This window comes from Methylomonas sp. LW13, from assembly GCF_016865255.1.
GTDB lineage: Bacteria > Pseudomonadota > Gammaproteobacteria > Methylococcales > Methylomonadaceae > Methylomonas.
This window is the reverse complement of record NZ_CP033381.1, coordinates 4,067,468-4,084,513: the sequence shown is the minus strand read 5'-3', so window position 1 is coordinate 4,084,513 and position 17,046 is coordinate 4,067,468. Positions and strand designations below refer to the sequence as shown.

At 43.6% G+C, this 17,046-nt stretch carries 14 protein-coding genes; all 14 read left to right on the top strand.

The window, feature by feature from the left end; all coding sequences use genetic code 11:
• Positions 1-80 precede the first annotated feature (80 nt).
• The 14 genes from JL719_RS18390 to JL719_RS18325 all read left to right on the top strand — a co-directional run bounded on the left by JL719_RS18390 (position 81) and on the right by JL719_RS18325 (position 17,032).
• Positions 81-554: a Crp/Fnr family transcriptional regulator gene (locus JL719_RS18390; RefSeq protein WP_033155694.1), complete on the top strand. Its 474-nt coding sequence runs from the start codon at positions 81-83 to the stop codon at positions 552-554.
• Between the two features lie 32 nt (positions 555-586).
• Positions 587-1,324, top strand: a complete 738-nt coding sequence (locus tag JL719_RS18385; protein WP_033155693.1) for a PEP-CTERM/exosortase system-associated acyltransferase — start codon at positions 587-589, stop codon at positions 1,322-1,324.
• Positions 1,325-1,404: 80 nt separating this feature from the next.
• Positions 1,405-3,804, top strand: a complete 2,400-nt coding sequence (locus JL719_RS18380) for a tetratricopeptide repeat protein (RefSeq protein WP_033155692.1) — start codon at positions 1,405-1,407, stop codon at positions 3,802-3,804.
• A 33-nt stretch (positions 3,805-3,837) separates the two neighbouring features.
• The gene (locus JL719_RS18375; RefSeq protein ID WP_225892897.1) at positions 3,838-4,509 is read left to right on the top strand and encodes a polysaccharide biosynthesis/export family protein; all 672 of its coding nucleotides are present in this window, start codon (positions 3,838-3,840) and stop codon (positions 4,507-4,509) included.
• 76 nt (positions 4,510-4,585) lie between these two features.
• A complete protein-coding gene (locus JL719_RS18370; RefSeq protein WP_033155690.1) occupies positions 4,586-6,133 on the top strand; it encodes an XrtA system polysaccharide chain length determinant in 1,548 nt (515 codons plus the stop codon).
• Between the two features lie 23 nt (positions 6,134-6,156).
• Positions 6,157-7,056: an XrtA-associated tyrosine autokinase gene (locus JL719_RS18365; RefSeq protein WP_033155689.1), complete on the top strand. Its 900-nt coding sequence runs from the start codon at positions 6,157-6,159 to the stop codon at positions 7,054-7,056.
• Positions 7,034-8,713 (top strand): TIGR03016 family PEP-CTERM system-associated outer membrane protein, encoded by a 1,680-nt coding sequence (locus tag JL719_RS18360; protein WP_225892895.1) that lies wholly within the window; start codon positions 7,034-7,036, stop codon positions 8,711-8,713. Before JL719_RS18365 ends, JL719_RS18360 begins: the two co-directional genes overlap by 23 nt.
• Positions 8,714-8,724: 11 nt before the next feature.
• On the top strand, positions 8,725-9,759 hold the full coding sequence (locus JL719_RS18355) for an XrtA/PEP-CTERM system-associated ATPase (RefSeq protein WP_033155687.1): 1,035 nt from the start codon (positions 8,725-8,727) through the stop codon (positions 9,757-9,759).
• 3 nt (positions 9,760-9,762) lie between these two features.
• Positions 9,763-10,890: a non-hydrolyzing UDP-N-acetylglucosamine 2-epimerase gene (gene wecB, locus JL719_RS18350; protein WP_033155686.1), complete on the top strand. Its 1,128-nt coding sequence runs from the start codon at positions 9,763-9,765 to the stop codon at positions 10,888-10,890.
• Positions 10,891-10,896: 6 nt separating this feature from the next.
• The gene (locus JL719_RS18345; RefSeq protein ID WP_033155685.1) at positions 10,897-11,760 is read left to right on the top strand and encodes an XrtA system polysaccharide deacetylase; all 864 of its coding nucleotides are present in this window, start codon (positions 10,897-10,899) and stop codon (positions 11,758-11,760) included.
• A gap of 6 nt (positions 11,761-11,766) precedes the next feature.
• Positions 11,767-12,786, top strand: coding sequence for a FemAB family XrtA/PEP-CTERM system-associated protein (locus JL719_RS18340; RefSeq protein WP_033155684.1), 1,020 nt, complete (start codon positions 11,767-11,769; stop codon positions 12,784-12,786).
• A complete protein-coding gene (locus JL719_RS18335) occupies positions 12,786-13,991 on the top strand; it encodes a TIGR03087 family PEP-CTERM/XrtA system glycosyltransferase (protein ID WP_033155683.1) in 1,206 nt (401 codons plus the stop codon). The genes JL719_RS18340 and JL719_RS18335 overlap by 1 nt, the downstream gene beginning before the upstream one ends.
• Positions 13,992-15,128 (top strand): TIGR03088 family PEP-CTERM/XrtA system glycosyltransferase, encoded by a 1,137-nt coding sequence (locus tag JL719_RS18330; protein ID WP_033155682.1) that lies wholly within the window; start codon positions 13,992-13,994, stop codon positions 15,126-15,128.
• Between the two features lie 20 nt (positions 15,129-15,148).
• Positions 15,149-17,032 (top strand): XrtA/PEP-CTERM system amidotransferase, encoded by a 1,884-nt coding sequence (locus JL719_RS18325; RefSeq protein WP_033155681.1) that lies wholly within the window; start codon positions 15,149-15,151, stop codon positions 17,030-17,032.
• Positions 17,033-17,046 lie beyond the last annotated feature (14 nt).

Genomic DNA, 17,046 nt, shown 5'->3' with positions numbered 1-17,046 from the left:
AGTGTTTTTTCAATACGTATAATCATTATACGACCTTATAAGCAGTAGGCAGGATCATTACTTTGCAGATTCAGGCTGACATGAAAGAATTATTTAGTGACGTACTAGCTAATGCGCAATTCTCGGACGGTTCCGGCTGGAAACGATATCGCCTAAATGCGGGTGAGACCATCGTAAAAAAAGGCCAGCAAGGAAATACATTATTTCTCATAGAAGAAGGTGTTGTTAGAGTGTTGGGCGGTGCAGAGCTGGATGGGAATCGTAGAATAAGTCCAGGTCTCTGTGATTTAGATGCTGGGGCGGTATTTGGGGATGTCTGTTTGTACGAACCCAGGGAGAGAACGGCCTCTGTTGTTTCATTGACTGATGTGTGTCTACTTGAAGTTCGTAGTGATATGTTGAGTGTTTATTTGGACGATCATCCGGTGCAGGGTTATTTATTTTTGAAGGGCTTGTTTCAAGCTATGTCTAATCGTTTGGGATTGGCAAATGATCGAATAGAGCATTTACTGGCGTGGGGAATTAAAGCGCATGACATCGATAAATATTTGTAGCTGGATGATGCTTGTGAAAATGAGAGGGCAAGATGGATGTGGGGCCTAAGTTATCACTGGCAGAAAGTTTTAGCCGTTACTTCAAGGTGGGGCTCGCTGAAAGTGACGCTCAGAAGGAATTTGTTTTTCAAGTAAGGTACCGTGTTTATTGTGAAGAGTTTAAATATGAACCTGTTGAACATTTTGCTAATCGCCTTGAAGTAGACGAATACGATCAATATTCACGCCACTGTTTGATTACGCATTTGCAAACTGGTATCCCTGCTGGTTGTGTGAGAATGGTTCCTGCTATCGGGGAACGACAGAATAAGCCATTGCCGTTAGAAAAATACTGTGGAGCTAGTTTAGACAGCAAGCTTATAGATGATTTAAAGCTACAAAGAAATACAGTATGCGAAATATCAAGATTAGCTGTGGATGGGGCGTTTCGTAGACGTACCGGCGAGACTCTAACCCGCTTCGGTGAAATTAACGGCTTACAGTTTTCGCCTCAAGAGCAGAGGACTTTTTCGTCAATAGCAGTTGCTTGTTTTTTTGCCGCCACAGTCCTAACAGAGGTTGATGGACGTACAAATGTGTTTGCGATGATGGAGCCGTTCTTGCCGCGGCTGATGCATCGGTCAGGTATAGATTTTCAACGAGTTGGTAAGGATATTGACTATCATGGTATACGAGCACCTTATTTCATTACTACTCAGGCTGTTTTAGAAAATATGCATCCCGATTTGCTAGAGTTATATTCCTGGATAAAAGAAAATATTGTTAATTAATATGGCGGGATCGAATGTAATTATATATTTCTAGGCGATTAGTAAGTAGTCAAATAAAATATTGGGGTTTTGGTAATAGGATGAAAAGAAAAATAATCAGTTCCGTAGTTCTCGCATGTACGTTTTTATTGCAAACAGCGGCATGTTCCTCGCCGGAGGAATCTGCTCGGAGTCATTTGCAAAAAGGTAAGGAGCTTTTTGAAAAAGGGGAATTTGATAAGGCATTGCTTGAGTTGAAGACAGCCAGTCAAAGCAGCGATAAGTTTGGTGAGACCTATTTCTATATGGCCCTATTGGACGAAAAAAATAATAATTTCAAGTCGATGCGGCAAAACCTGATTAGGGCCTTAGAATTAGAGCCAAGTTTGACTTCCGCAAAAATAAAACTAGGCAAGCTCGATATTGTTTTTGGAGATCTGGAGAAAGCATTGGAGCAAGCGGAGTCAGTTTTGACAAGTGACTCAAGCAATATTGATGCAAAAATGATCAAGGCATCGGTTTATATTAAGCAGTTGAAAAAAGATCAAGCAGCAGAAATAGTTGATTTTGTTTTAAAAGATAGCCCGGATAATGTTGAGGCTTTGTCATTGCAAGCTGCTTTATTTGCTGAAAAAAATGAAATAGATCAAGCTTTGGGGGCAGTAAATAAGGCATTGGGAGTACAGCCCGCAAACCTTCCTTTGCGCTTATTTAAGATAAAACTGGATGCAGGGCTGAATAACATAGATAGCGTAATAAAGGGTTATCAGGAGCTTATTCAGTTATACCCAGATGCCGGTAACTTTAAGCTGAGCTTGGCTTCCATTTACTCGATGACTGATAAGCTTGAGGAGGCGGAGAGACTATTGAGGGAAATGGTCGAAAAATCAAATGATAAAGTCGAGCCTGAAATAGTTTTGATCGAATTTTTAAATGCTCGTGCTAAAGATCGAGTGATTTCGGAGTACAAGGCTATGCTTAACCGCCATCAAGGGCAACCTAAGGTGTTGTTAGAGCTCTCGAAATGGATGGTTGCGTCAGGATATGCTGAAACTGGTAAGGAAGGGTTAGAACAAGTTGTTCAGCTAGAAAAGAATAACGAAGCAGGCTTGTCAGCCCAAGTCATTCTTGCGGAAATTGCGCTAACGGAAAAGCAGTTTAGTGCTGTAGAAAGCTCTTTAAAAGATATTTTTAGTATTAATTCGGAATTGATTCAGGCAAATTTGCTTAAAGGTCGTTTTTTGCTGGCTCAAAATAAAACGGATGAAGCTATTGAGTTCCTTAATAAACTTGTATGGAACAAAACTAATGCAGACGACGTTTATTCTTTGCTAGGTGATGCTTATTTAATAAAACAGGATCGGAAACAGGCTGAGAAAAGTTTTAAACAGGCGTTAGAAGTTAATCCAGCAAATTTGGCTGCCTTTTCTCGTGTATATAGTAACTACGTACAGGCCGGGCAAAATGAAAATGCTAGGCAATATCTTGAAAAGGCGTTATCGCTAAAACAAAACGACATTTTATTACTTACTAGTAAGGCTGAGTTGGATATTTTAGAGAAAAAGTGGGATGGCGCCCAAGAGTCTATTCAACGGCTAGCACTTTTTTCTAAAGATAAGGCGATGCCTATATATCTTCAAGCCAATGTTTTACAGGGTAAAGGTAAGTATGCTGAGGCAATTAGCTTGTATGACAAGTTGATACAACAGTATCCTAATCATTTAAATTCTTTGATTAATTTAGTCAGATCTTACGAGGCTCTTGGGCAAAGAGAGAATGCTGTTGCGTATTTGGAAAAGCACCATGTAAAGTATCCTGATCAATTAAATACTGTTGGCGTGCTGAGTGATATATACATTGCAAATAATGATTATGTAAAAACCAAAAAGCTGCTGACGGATCAGGTTAAACATACTCCAAAAGCAGCATCGATTTATCTCGCTCTAGCAAGGGTTGAGGCAATGATGAATAAAAATATTTCTTCAGCCAAAGATGTGTATTTGCGAGGATTGGAAGTCAATCCAAATGATCCTCAGTTAGCTATGGCTCTAGCTGCTTTGTATGAACAATTAAACGAAAAGGAAAATGCAATCAGGGTGTATAAAGCAGTACTCGATAAGAATCCCGATAATAACTTAGCTATTAACAATTTGGCCTCGTTATTGATAGAGTCAAACAGTCACGATGAGATTAGTCAAGGAATGGAGTTAGCAAAAGTATTTAAAGATTCCGAGAATTCGTATTTTCAAGACACATACGCTTGGGCATTAATTAAAGCTGGTAGTAATGAGGAGGGGCTGAAGTTATTACAGTCCTTGATTCTAAAAGAGCCTAAACTGCCTGAGTTTAGATATCACTTAGGAGTTGCGCACATGAATGCTGGTAATAAAGCGACTGCGATAAGTGAGCTTAAACAATCTATTAGTTTGTCTGAAAAACAGAAGCGAAATTTTTCCGGTAAAGATAACGCAAAAAAGATCCTTGAAGAAATAGAGAATTGAGCAGGTAATTGGGTAACTACTTAGATTATGATTATGCGGATATTTAAAAAAAAGTTGTTGTATTGTTTGATAGCATTTGCCCTTATTTCTAGTATTGTTGGGTGTTCCCAGCCTTTACTTGAGGATATGCAACAGACTGCTGACTATACTTATCAGATAGGGCCTGGCGATAGTGTCAATATTTTTGTTTGGGGCAACCCAGAGTTATCTACATCAGCGCCAGTGCGTCCGGATGGAAAGATAACTGTTCCTTTAGTAGAAGAATTGTTGGCCAGTGGTAAAACGCCATTTGAACTTGCTCGGGACATTGAGAAGGTGCTTTCGACTTATATAAAAAGTCCACAGGTAGTTGTTATGGTTAGCGGATTCAAAGGGATTAGCACTCAGCAAATCAGGGTCATTGGGAGAATTGGCGGTGGCGGTGGCGGTGGTGGAGTCAGTGGTGGAACTGGTGGTGGTGGCGTAGGACGTTACCAGGGTAAATCCATTCCATACGAGAGGGGAATGACGCTATTGGATGTTATTATTCAAATTGGTCTGAACCAATATGCTGATGGTAATAGAGCCAGTGTTATCAGGGATGTGAATGGAGAATTGAAGCCGTTTGGCGTAAGGATTGACGACCTTATTGATGATACAGATTTGTCAGCTAATGTCTTGATGATGCCTGGGGACATTTTGATTATTCCCGATGCGTATTTTTAAGTGTTTGTAAGAAGGTAGACTTTTTCTGTAGGTAGTATGTCCATTAATTCTAGATTGAAAACAACGGCTAGTTAATATGCAGCAAGATCTTTCCGAAGTTTATTTTTATTTGAAAGGTACTTTAAAGTACAAGCGCCTTGCCATCGTTTTCGCTTTGGTTGTTTGTTCAGCTGCTTGGGCGTACATTTTTATGATGCCTGATAAATTTGAATCGAAAGCCAAAGTTCATATTGATTCAGCTACAGTGATTAGGCCTCTCATGAGAGGTATGGTTATAGAGCCTGATATATCTGCGCTGATCAGAATAATCCAGCAGCTAATGTTTACGAGACCTAATCTTGAAAAAATTATTTCGCTATCTCAGCTAAGTAGATCGCAGGATAGCTCAGGATCTGCTACGGAATTGATTGAGAAACTTAAGAAGGACATAACAATTGCAGGAGGCAGAGGAGATATATTCGATATTGCTTATACCTCACAAGATCCTGAAGTTGCGAAGAGTGTGGTCCAGGCTGTTCTTACAGTGTTTTCTGAACAAACAGAGGGCAAAGCATTGGCTGACGCGAGTGATGCGCAACGTTTCATCGAACAGCAGATACGAGAATACGAGATTAGGCTGCAAGATGCTGAAAAAGCGAAAGAAGAATTTAAACGCGCAAACATTGATTTACTTAACGGCTCAGATCAATTTCAGAGTTTGCAGAAAATGAAGGAGCAGTATCTAGATGCCAACACGGCTCTAGAGCAAGCTATTTCTCGACGAAATGTTTTAGCGGAGCAGGTTGCTGAAATCCAAGAGTCTGAGGAAGACTGGGGTCTACCGACATCCACTCAGGAAGTATCTGCGGATAATGCAAGGATAGAATCTCTGAAAGATAAGCGCACTGAATTGTTGCTTAAATATACCGAACGCCATCCGGAAATAATTGAAATCGATAAGTTGATTGACACGCTGAAAACTCAAGAGAACCAAGCTAAGACGAGTCAGTCGCAAGTCAATGGAGATATACAGGCAGGGCTTTCCGAAAGTATTGGTGCAGAGAAAATGGCAAATCCCTATGTTCAGGCGTTAAAAATGGGGTTTGACAATGCTCAGGCTGAAGTTGCTTCTAGTCAAACTTTGGTTGAGTCAATTCGAAACAGGATAGCAAAGCTTGAAGAAGGTTTGAATGAAAGATTGACCATAGAAACGGAAATGAAAAATCTTAACCGGGACTATGAAACGATAAGCGGCAAGTACGCCGAGTTGCTGGATCGGCGTGAACAGGCTCATATTACCGAACGCGTTGATGACCAGACATCTCGTTTGAAATTTAAAATTGCTGATCCCCCTAGTAAGCCCAACAAGCCTAGCTCACCTAATAGAAAATTATTTTATTCTTTCGCGCTTTTGGTTGGGGTTATTTTGGGATTTGGTGTCGCGTTTTTGGTTTATTTTATACGTCCAGTGTTCATGTCAACGAGACAAGTAAGGATTGTGACCGGCCTACCATCCTTAGGTAGTGTGTCTCTTACCTCACAAGGCATAAGTCAGACTAATAATATTGACTGGTTACTTATTTCGACTTTTGCAATATTGCTAAGTGGTTATATCGGTATCATGATATTTGAGATACTCAAGTAAAGTCGTATTAAACAGGTAAACATATGAGCATTATAGAGAATGCGCTGAAAAAGGCAGGGAGCCAAGGGTTAGTTGTGGAAAATAATAGTCAAGAGTCGGCTACCACAGCTAAACCTGATAGGGGTTTCAGTGAAGCCAATTTAGAATCGACTGGGTTGCGGGAATCTTCCGGGGCATTTTCGCCCGAACAACAGGTTGTTGTTGATTGGGCTAGTTTGGCGGAAAACGGTTTTATAGATAATAATAACGCAAAATCTCAGCTAGCTGAAGAATTTAGAGTTATTAAGAGGCCTTTGGTAAACAATATACAGGGCGCAGAAAATAATGGAATTAATCGTTCTAATTTAATTCTTATTTGCAGTAGTTTGCCTGGGGAAGGTAAGACATTTGTTTCAATTAATTTGGCTTTGAGTATTGCTAACGAAAGAGATAAAAAAGTTTTGCTTATAGATGCTGATGTGGAAAAGCCAAGTATATCAAAACAATTAGGGATTAATAGCCCTCGAGGCTTAATAGAGTATTTAGAAGATGATAAAGTAACTTTTTCAGATATTTTGTTAAAAACAGATCTTCCAAATCTTAGTTTAATTACAGCGGGTAAAAGACATAAATACTCAACAGAGTTGTTATCAAGTCAACGGATGTATTTGTTCGCGGAAGAAGTGAGTCGGCGATACAAAGATCGAATTGTGATTTTTGATTCACCTCCGTTGTTAGTTGCTACTCAAGCCCAAATACTTGCGGAACTTGTAGGGCAAGTAGTGCTGGTGATTGCGGCGGAAGTAACCCCTCAGAGCGTGGTTAATGAGTCGGTTGCGAAGCTTAGTAATTGCGATGTTGTTATGACTCTTCTGAACAAAACAAGAAAAGAGATAGATATATACGGTCACAATTATAGTTATGGGAAATATGGACATTTGTGACAGTAATCGTCTTTCCGGTTTATCTCTAGCTACCTTGCTTTCTGGTTTAAGTGTTGGCATGGTTTTACATTCTAGCGTCGCAATGGCGCTAGATTGGAGATTTAGTCCGAGTTTATCGGCGAGTGAAATATTTTCTGATAATTTGGCGCTTTCTGAAAATAACAAAAAGAGCGGTTTTGTAACCGAGATTAGTCCTGGAGTTTCGTTGTATGGGAATTCTCCGTGGAGTAATTTCAATTTAAATTATCGTATGCAAGGTCTCTATAATGCGGGTGGTAGAGATGCTATAGATATAAATCATCAGCTTAATATGAATTCTTTGTATCAAGCTGTTCGTAACACCCTTTTTCTGGAAACTGCAAGCTCAATTAGTCAGCAAAATATTAGTAATTCGTTTGTTACGACTGATAATATTTCTGGGAACGGAGGGCGGACTGAAGTAAAGACATTTAGTATTTCACCCTATTGGACGCCTCGTTTTGGCCAGTTTGCAACGGGTTTAGCTAAAGTCGGTTATAGTAAGTCTTCCTTTGAGAATTTAAATGGATCTGCGGTCACTCCGCAGTTGTCAAGTTTAGTGTCTGATTCAGATACTATTACGCGCCAGGCTAGATTGTCCAGCGGCAGTTATTTTAATAGAATTAATTGGGGATTAAATTATTCGTCGCAAGAACAGAGTAGGGTTGTCGGTCAAGATGTTCGATTTGAACAATATCAAGGTAATGCTCGGTATTATATCAATAACAAATTTAACCTTTTCGGGCAAGCAGGGTTTGAAAATAACGATTTTCAGACCTCGGCCAACAGCATAAGTAATGGTTTTTTTTATACTGTAGGTGGTCAATGGACGCCAAGCAAGTGGTATTCGCTTGAGGTCGGTATTGGTAATAACAAGCATGCTACGTTGCAATTTAATCCATCGGAAAATCTCAGTTCGACTATTACGTATCGTAATAAAGATGTTGGGTTAAATACTGGCGATTCCTGGGATGCAAACTTTAATTATCGAGCTAAGCAGGCCACTATTGCATTCAATTATTCCCAGGAGACAACTACACAGCAGCAATTGTTTGCCGAGCAGGGTTTTTTTCTTCGGGATGCATCGGGTAGTTTGACTCAGGTGGTTAATACTCAAGATTTAATTGCTCAGGGATTTCTCACGCCGGGCCCTACTGATCCCGTGACTGGAAGATCATCTTTAATTCGAGGCCCCAATTTTAACAATACTCAATTAGTTTTCAATCCGTTTGATTTGGTCAACGACGTGATTATTAGAAAACGTGGAAATCTTTCTTTCTCGTACCAAACGGGCAAGAGCAGTTATACCGCTTCGGTATTTAACGAACGTAGAACATATGAGGTTCGTTCTGGAGAAGACATGTCATATGGTGTTACGGGTAGTTGGCAATGGCAATTTGCTTCTAGAATGGATCTTTATTTGCGGCCGTCTTGGCAGCACACCGACGGAGAGTTGACCAGCAATTCTCGATATGATGTTGCTTTGGGGGTTAGTAGGGGGATTCCGATTAATCTTGGGAGGCCCTTATTAATGGATACTCGGCTCGAGTTTCGACATATCAATCAAATATCTGATTCGTCTCAATTTAACGGTTATGTTGAAAACAGGGCGACAGCCAATTTTAACGTACGATTCTAAATAGAAACTACATGTACGACGGATTTTATAATCTCACCCAAAAGCCTTTTCAGTTAAGCGCAGACCCAGATTTCTTTTTCCAGAGCTCCGTGCATAAGCGTGCTTTAGCTTATATGCATTACGGCTTGACGCAAGGTGAAGGCTTTGTGCTCGTTATCGGCTCACCTGGCACAGGTAAAACTATGCTGGTAAAGAGTTTGATAAAAAATTTGAATAAGGAGAAATTGTTAATTGGTGTGATGATGACTTCTCAAGTGGGTCCCGAAGACACCTTGCGGATGGCTGCATCGACATTTGGTTTTTCATTTTCCCTAACGGATAAAGCTAGTTTATTATCGGGATTCGAAAAATTTATCGCTGAAAAAGCCAGAGAGGGAAGGCGATTATTGTTAATCGTAGATGAAGCACAAAATTTGCCTAAACAGTCCTTGGAAGAGTTGCGCATGCTTACCAATTTGGATGTTAACGGCAATCCCGTTTTTCAGGTGTTTCTGGTTGGGCAAACCGAATTGAAACGTACTATATACTCCGCGGATATGGAGCAGCTGAAACAACGGATTGTATCCACATTTCAACTTGATCCATTGGATTTGGAAGAGACTAAAGAATATATACTTTTTAGGTTGCAAACTGCCGGCTGGACGGGAACTCCCGAGTTTACGCCCAGTGTTTTCGAGGTGATTCATGAGTTTAGCGGCGGTATTCCTAGGCGCATTAATTCCTTGTGTGATCGTCTGCTATTGTTCGGTTATTTGGAGGAGTTGAAGCTGCTGGATGAGCAGGCGGTCACCAAAGTGATTGTCGAGGTTAAGGAAGAAATGTTACTCGAAGCCGCTGACGAGGAGTATGAGAATTCCATGCCGCCTTTACATCGTTTCAGTGGTGTTGACTCAGAATCTCTTGAGCATCGGATTGCCAGACTAGAAGAAGTTGTCACCAATCTTCGAAACAGTCTGAATAAAGAAAAAGCGTTACTTAGAAAAGCTATTCTGCTGCAATTGGATATGGATGCCGTATATAGCGATACAACAACCTCCCTGGATTAAAAAATGTTCCCTAAAGTCTTGGTTTGCGTGGTTGGCGCGCGACCTAATTTCATGAAAATGGCGCCCATTATTAGACAGTTGCAAGCTGTTAGCCATTTGATCACTCCTTATTTGGTGCATACCGGGCAGCATTACGACCAGGCCATGAAAGATACTTTTTTCCAACAGCTCGGTATTCCGGAGCCGGACAAAGATTTGGGGGTCGGATCTGGCAGTCACGCCGTGCAGACTGCAAATGTCATGTTGCGCTTTGAGCCGGTTTTGGATGATGTTAAGCCTTTTGCGGTATTGGTTGTCGGCGACGTCAATTCCACCATCGCCTGCGGGTTGGTCGCAGTGAAAAAGAACATTCCACTGATTCATGTTGAAGCCGGTTTAAGAAGTTATGATCGGCAAATGCCGGAAGAGATTAACCGGATTTTGACCGACCAGCTATCTGACTTGCTATTCACTACGGAACGTGCGGCGGCGGATAATTTGACAAGGGAGGGGATTGCAGAACAGCGGATATACTTTACTGGGAACGTGATGATCGACACGCTTTTGGCTAACTGCCAGCAAGCCTCTTCTTTGGCGGAAACATTGCAGCGATACGGTTCTAAGCAGGTTGTTTCGGAAAAAGCTTACGCCTTATTAACATTACACCGACCTTCTAATGTTGACGACCCCGAAACACTGGAGCGCTTGGTTCGGGTAGTGGGTGATATTAGTGAAAAACTCCCTGTGATATTCCCGGTTCACCCTCGCACTCAGCAAAAAATTGCGGAAGCGGGTTTGCTGCAATTATTGCCGCAACAGCGAGTGATTATGTTGCCGCCGGTGGCATATTTGGAAATGCTCGGTTTGATGCAATCAGCCCAATTGGTTTTGACTGATTCCGGTGGTTTACAGGAAGAAACCACCGCATTGGGTGTACCTTGTGTGACTTTGCGGGAAAATACCGAAAGGCCGATCACGATCACCGAGGGAACGAATACTATTGTGGGAACCGATCCGGCCAAAATCATGCAATGTGTTGATGATATTTTGCACACTGGCGGTAAGAGTGGTCGAGTCCCGGAATATTGGGACGGTAAAGCGGCTGATCGCATCGTCGATGAAATTGTGCGTCGTTATGAGTTGGCAAGGTAAAACTGTATGAATTTGCCTGTGCGGGTTAATGCCATGACGGTCGATGTCGAGGATTATTTTCAGGTCTCGGCTTTTGAGACGAATATTCAGCGTAATCAGTGGGATGCTTTACCTCACCGGGTAGAGCGGAACACCCAGAAGATTTTGGATTTGTTTGCTCAACATCAAGTAAAAGCAACGTTTTTTACCTTGGGCTGGGTGGCTGAGCGTTACCCGCAGTTGGTTAAGCGGATTGTCGATGAAGGGCATGAACTCGCGTCGCATGGTTATCAACACACCCGCGTAACCGAACAAACACCGGATCAGTTCCGGGAAGACATTAGAATTAGCCGGCAGATTCTTGAAGATATTGGTGATCAGCCAATTGTGGGTTATCGGGCGGCTAGTTATTCAATTGGCGCCAAAAATCTTTGGGCCTTAGAAGTCCTTGAGGATGAAGGCTTTCAGTACAGTTCCAGTATTTACCCGGTCAAGCATGATTTATACGGTATGCCGGGAGCTCCTCGCTTCGCCTATCGGCCGGGCAACGCGCCGAAACTGTTGGAAATTCCGATTACTACATTGAAAATTCTGAATCGTAATGTTCCCTGTGGCGGCGGCGGATTTTTTAGATTGTATCCGTACCAATTTTCGAAATGGGCTTATCGCCACCTCAACAAATGCGAAAACCAGTCAGGTATTTTTTATTTTCACCCTTGGGAAATAGATCCAGAGCAACCGCGGCAGCATGACCTGTCATTTAAAACCCGCTTTAGACATTATCTGAATCTGGGTCGAATGGAAAATCGCCTTAACAGCTTACTTGCTGATTTTGCTTGGGATACCATGCAGAGCGTGTTTCTAAGCAAACAAACAGACACATCATCATAGTCAGTCATGATCAAATTACTTGAGCCTTCCCAAAGAGAGCGTTGGGATCACTATGTCATGGCTTCGGCCGATGGCAGCTTTTTTCATTTATCGGCTTGGCAGCAAGTGATAAAGCAGGCTTTCGGACATAACACCTATTATTACTACACAGAGCAAGATGGCGAAATTACCGGTATTTTGCCCTTGACTCATGTCAATAGCTTGTTGTTTGGTAATTCTTTGGTTTCAAACGCATTTTGTGTTTATGGGGGAATTGTCGCAAGCAATGATGAAGCCTTCGCAGGCTTACAAAGCAAAGCACAACAACTTGCTAGGGAATTGGGCGTGGATAGTCTGGAGATGAGAAGTCGACAACAGCATCACCCGGATTGGCCGCACAAAGAACTCTATGTCACGTTTAGAAAAGAACTCGATCCAGATGTCGAAAAAAATCTGAATGCGATTCCGCGTAAACAGCGGGCAATGGTGCGGGCCGGCATTAAAGCCGGTCTTACCAGTGTCATAGACGATAATGTCGAACGTTTGTATCGCGCCTATTCCGAAAGTGTCCGGAATTTAGGCACCCCGGTATTTCCGAAAAGATATTTTCAAATTTTGCAGGATGTATTTGGTGAGAGTTGCGAGGTGCTCACGATAGAGCACGAAGGTCAATTAGTGGCCAGCGTAATGAGTTTTTATTTCAAGGACGAGGTTTTGCCGTATTACGGCGGCGGCACCGACGCAGCCCGTGATTTGAAAGGCAACGATTTCATGTATTGGGAAGTGATGCGGCGTGCGGTGGAAAAGGGCTGCAAGATTTTCGATTATGGTCGCAGTAAAGTTGGCACGGGCTCTTATCGCTTTAAAAAGCACTGGGGTTTTGAACCGGAACCGCTCTATTACGAGGTTGATCTGGTTAAAGCCAAACAAATACCCGAAATCAATCCGCTAAATCCTAAATACCGCTTGTTTATTGCGGCTTGGAAGCGTTTGCCTTTGCCGCTTAGTCAGCTAATTGGCCCTTGGCTTGCCAAGGACTTAGGCTAATGGAAAAGCCTAAATTACTTTACTTGGTCCATCGTATTCCTTATCCGCCCAACAAGGGCGATAAGATTCGTTCATTTCATTTTTTGCAGGCGTTAGCCGCCGAATACCGGATATTCCTCGGTACCTTTATTGATGATCCTGATGACAAGCGGCATCTCGACGCCTTAAAGTCTTTCTGTGCGGATACTTGCTGTATCGAATTAAATCCCAAGATCGGCAAAATCAAAAGTTTGGCAGGCTTGTTGAGTGGCGAAGCCTTGAGTTTGCCTTATTACCGAAACCGTGGGTTGCAAGAGTGGGTGGATAAGACTATTAACGAACAGGGTATTGAGCGGGCGATGATTTTTTCATCGCCGATGGCGCAATACGTGGAGAAATATACCAACTTGTATTGTGTAGCCGATTTTGTCGATGTCGATTCCGACAAATGGCAGCAATATGCCTTCAGCAAGCGCTGGCCAGCCAATTGGGTTTACCGGCGTGAAGCCGAAAAGCTTTTGGCCTATGAGCGACGTATCGCAGCATGGGCTGATGCGACAATATTCGTATCCGAACAAGAAGCAGGTTTGTTCAAAGCTTTGGCGCCTGAATGGGCAAGCAAAATTGGTTTTGTGAACAACGGTGTGGATACGGATAGTTTCGATCCGGATTTGTCTTGGCAAACGCCCTTTCCGGCCAAGCAGCACGCTATAGTTTTCACGGGAGCGATGGATTATTGGGCCAATGTTGATGCGGTCAAATGGTTTGCCGAGCAGGTATTGCCAGTTATTAAAAGCCGCCTGCCTAAAGTACATTTTTATATAGTGGGTTCCAAGCCTGCCAAAGAGGTGTTGCAACTGGCGGATAAAGACTCAGGCGTCATTGTGACCGGTCGGGTTGACGATGTCAGGCCCTATGTAGCTTTTGCTGACGTTGTCGTCGCACCCTTGCGAATTGCCAGAGGGATTCAAAACAAGGTGTTGGAAGCGATGGCGATGGCGAAGCCGATAGTGGCTACTACGGCGGCTATGGAAGGTATATCTGGTGGGGCGGATCTGCAGGTGGCGATAACCGACGCTCCCGAAGACTTTGCCTGCCAAGTTTTACGGTTTTTGAGTCAGCCGGTCGAATCGGCTAACATCAATCGCCGCTATGTGGAAAGCGATTTCAGTTGGGAGCAGAACGGCCAACGCTTGTGCCGATTGATAGCGGGCGAGTCTGCATAAATGTCCAAGCCGTTACCGCCGTTAATCGTGCACATCATTTATCGGTTAGGAATTGGCGGTCTGGAGAACGGCCTGGTCAATATCATCAACAATCTACCGGAAGACAGTTACCGGCATGCCATTATCTGTTTGGCGGATAGTACCGAATTCAGCCAACGTATCAAACGGCAAGATGTGATCGTTCACCAGTTGCATAAACGGCCAGGTCAGGACTGGGCTTCGTTTTATGCAGTCTATCGCTTGTTGAAACAATGGCAGCCGGCTATCGTGCATACCCGTAATTTAGCGGCTATCGAATATCAGATTTGCGCATTGTTAGCCGGCGTGCCTTATCGGGTGCATGGCGAGCATGGTTGGGATGTCTTCGATCCGGATGGCAGTAATGTCAAATATCAATGGCTAAGGCGGGGTTTAGGTTTAATCATCCATCGCTTCATTCCTTTGTCGCAGCATTTACAGAATTATCTGCTGAATCGAGTGGGCATTTCTTCAGATAAAATCACGCGAATCTGTAACGGTGTCGATACCAAAACGTTTTATCCTCGTGCCGGAAGTAGACCAATACCGGACGGTTGCTCACTGAATTTGCATGAAAAGCTGGTGATCGGTACGGTCGGGCGCATGCACGGCGTGAAAGATCAATTGACGCTGGTTAGGGCGTTTATCGATGCTTGTCAACAATCCCCGGAATTTGCCCAAATTGCCCGATTGCTTTTGATTGGTGACGGGCCTTTGCGAGCCGAAGCGCTTGACCTATTGAGTGCCGCCAGCCTGATCGATAAAGCCTGGTTACCCGGCGAGCGTGACGACATTCCCCAAATTTTGCGCAGCCTTGATATTTTCGTATTGCCTTCAAAGGCGGAAGGTATTTCCAATACTATATTGGAGGCGATGGCTAGCGGTTTGCCGGTTATCGCCACTCGAGTCGGCGGCAACCCCGAGCTGGTGCTGGACGGAAAAACCGGGTGTCTGGTAGAAAAAGAGGATGTAAAGGGCATGTCATCTGCAATGCGCGAGTTGGTGCTGGATGACGGCAAACGGCGACATTTAGGCGAAGCTTCGCTTCAGCGGATTCAGGCGGAATTTTCAATCGATAGCATGGTGAACCGCTATCGGCAAGTTTATGACAAGCAGTAAATGATTCAGAGAGAACTCATATGTGCGGCATAGTCGGTATTTTCGATATTACAGGTGCTAGTGAAATAGACCGCAATTTGTTGTCGCGGATGAACGAATCCCAGTTTCACCGGGGGCCAGACGAAGGCGGTTTGCATACTGAGCCTGGTTTGGGGTTTGGGCATCGCAGACTGTCCATTATTGACTTGTCCAGCGGTCAGCAACCCATGCATAGTCAGGATGGCAATGTGGTGCTGACCTATAACGGCGAAGTCTATAATTTTCCGGAATTGCGAGAAGAATTGGAGGCATTGGGCTTTAGCTTCAGGACTCATTGCGATACAGAAGTCATTCTCTATGCTTGGCAAGCTTGGGGTGAGTCTTGCGTGGAACGCTTGCGCGGCATGTTTGCATTTGGGATTTGGGATAGGCCGCGGCAAACATTATTTTTGGCCAGAGATCGTCTCGGTGTAAAACCGCTGTTTTATGCCGAATTAAGTAACGGTCAGTTCATTTTCGGTTCCGAACTGAAAGCATTGAAACAACACCCTTTACTGCCTAAAAATGTTGACCCTACTGCGGTAGAAGACTATTTCGGCTTTGGGTATATTCCCGATCCAAAAACCATATATAAAGGTGTTTATAAGCTTGAGCCCGGATATTGTCTAACGATTAAACGAGGGCAGAAAGGCTTTCGACCTAAACAATATTGGGACGTTAAATTTCAGACAGCTTCTGCGGGCAACGTAGCCGAAGCCGGTGAAGAGTTAATCGAGCGCTTGCGAGAAGCCGTGAAAATTCGAATGGTCGCTGACGTGCCGTTGGGGGCCTTTCTGTCTGGCGGCGTTGACTCCAGTGGCGTAGTGGCATTGATGGCGGGACTATCCAAAGATCCGGTCAATACGTGTTCTATTTCCTTCGGTGATCCTAAATTTAACGAAGCGCAATTTGCTGCTCAGATTGCGGACCGTTACCACACCGCACACCGAGTCGAACAAGTCGATCCCGAAGACTTTAGTTTGATTGATCAATTGTCCGGTTTGTATGACGAGCCATATGCCGACAGTTCTGCGTTACCTACTTACCGGGTTTGCGAATTGGCCAAGAAACAGGTGACGGTGGTGTTGTCCGGCGATGGCGGCGACGAAAATCTGGCTGGCTACCGGCGCTATCGCTGGCATACCTATGAAGAGAGGATGAGGGCATTATTGCCTGATGCGTTGCGGATGCCTTTGTTCTCTACCTTAGGCAAGGTATATCCGAAGCTGGATTGGGCGCCAAAGGTATTGAGGGCGAAGACCACGCTCGAGTCTATCGGTAGAGACTCGATGGCGGGTTATTTTCATAGTGTGTCGGTACTCTCCAACGGCATGCGCAGCCAATTATTTAGCGATAGTCTAAAGAGCGAGTTGCAGGGTTATCAAGCTATTGAAGTATTCCGTCGGTATAGTCAGCAAGCCCCTGATCATCCATTGTCAATGGTGCAATATTTGGATTTAAAAACTTATCTGGCTGGCGATATTCTGACTAAAGTTGATCGGGCAAGTATGGCTCATGCCCTGGAAGTGCGAGTACCTCTGTTGGATCATAAACTAGTCGAATGGATGGCGACCTTGCCGCCCGATTTAAAGCTACATGGGCGAGAAGGTAAATATCTTTTTAAGAAAGCGTTGGAACCTTATTTGCCCAGTGATATTCTTTACAGGCCCAAAATGGGGTTTGCAGTGCCATTGAGTAGTTGGTTTAGAGGGCCGTTAAAGCTGCGTGTTCAGCAGGCCTTACTGGGGGAAACTCTGAAAAGCACTGGGTGGTTCGATGACGCTTATTTGCATCATTTGGTTAGTCAACACCAGTCCGGGTTGCGCGATTACAGCGCGTCGATTTGGTCATTGCTGATGTTTGAAGCGTTTCTTCGAAATAGTTAAATGATCGACTTTCA

Coding starts and splice junctions, on each gene's coding strand:
- JL719_RS18380 (WP_033155692.1), top strand. CDS start 1,405: ATGAAAAGAAAAATAATCAGTTCCGTAGTTCTCGCATGTACGTTTTTA.
- JL719_RS18360 (WP_225892895.1), top strand. CDS start 7,034: ATGGGAAATATGGACATTTGTGACAGTAATCGTCTTTCCGGTTTATCT.
- JL719_RS18365 (WP_033155689.1), top strand. CDS start 6,157: ATGAGCATTATAGAGAATGCGCTGAAAAAGGCAGGGAGCCAAGGGTTA.
- JL719_RS18330 (WP_033155682.1), top strand. CDS start 13,992: ATGTCCAAGCCGTTACCGCCGTTAATCGTGCACATCATTTATCGGTTA.
- JL719_RS18340 (WP_033155684.1), top strand. CDS start 11,767: ATGATCAAATTACTTGAGCCTTCCCAAAGAGAGCGTTGGGATCACTAT.
- JL719_RS18355 (WP_033155687.1), top strand. CDS start 8,725: ATGTACGACGGATTTTATAATCTCACCCAAAAGCCTTTTCAGTTAAGC.
- JL719_RS18370 (WP_033155690.1), top strand. CDS start 4,586: ATGCAGCAAGATCTTTCCGAAGTTTATTTTTATTTGAAAGGTACTTTA.
- JL719_RS18385 (WP_033155693.1), top strand. CDS start 587: ATGGATGTGGGGCCTAAGTTATCACTGGCAGAAAGTTTTAGCCGTTAC.
- JL719_RS18335 (WP_033155683.1), top strand. CDS start 12,786: ATGGAAAAGCCTAAATTACTTTACTTGGTCCATCGTATTCCTTATCCG.
- JL719_RS18390 (WP_033155694.1), top strand. CDS start 81: ATGAAAGAATTATTTAGTGACGTACTAGCTAATGCGCAATTCTCGGAC.
- wecB (WP_033155686.1), top strand. CDS start 9,763: ATGTTCCCTAAAGTCTTGGTTTGCGTGGTTGGCGCGCGACCTAATTTC.
- JL719_RS18375 (WP_225892897.1), top strand. CDS start 3,838: ATGCGGATATTTAAAAAAAAGTTGTTGTATTGTTTGATAGCATTTGCC.
- JL719_RS18345 (WP_033155685.1), top strand. CDS start 10,897: ATGAATTTGCCTGTGCGGGTTAATGCCATGACGGTCGATGTCGAGGAT.
- JL719_RS18325 (WP_033155681.1), top strand. CDS start 15,149: ATGTGCGGCATAGTCGGTATTTTCGATATTACAGGTGCTAGTGAAATA.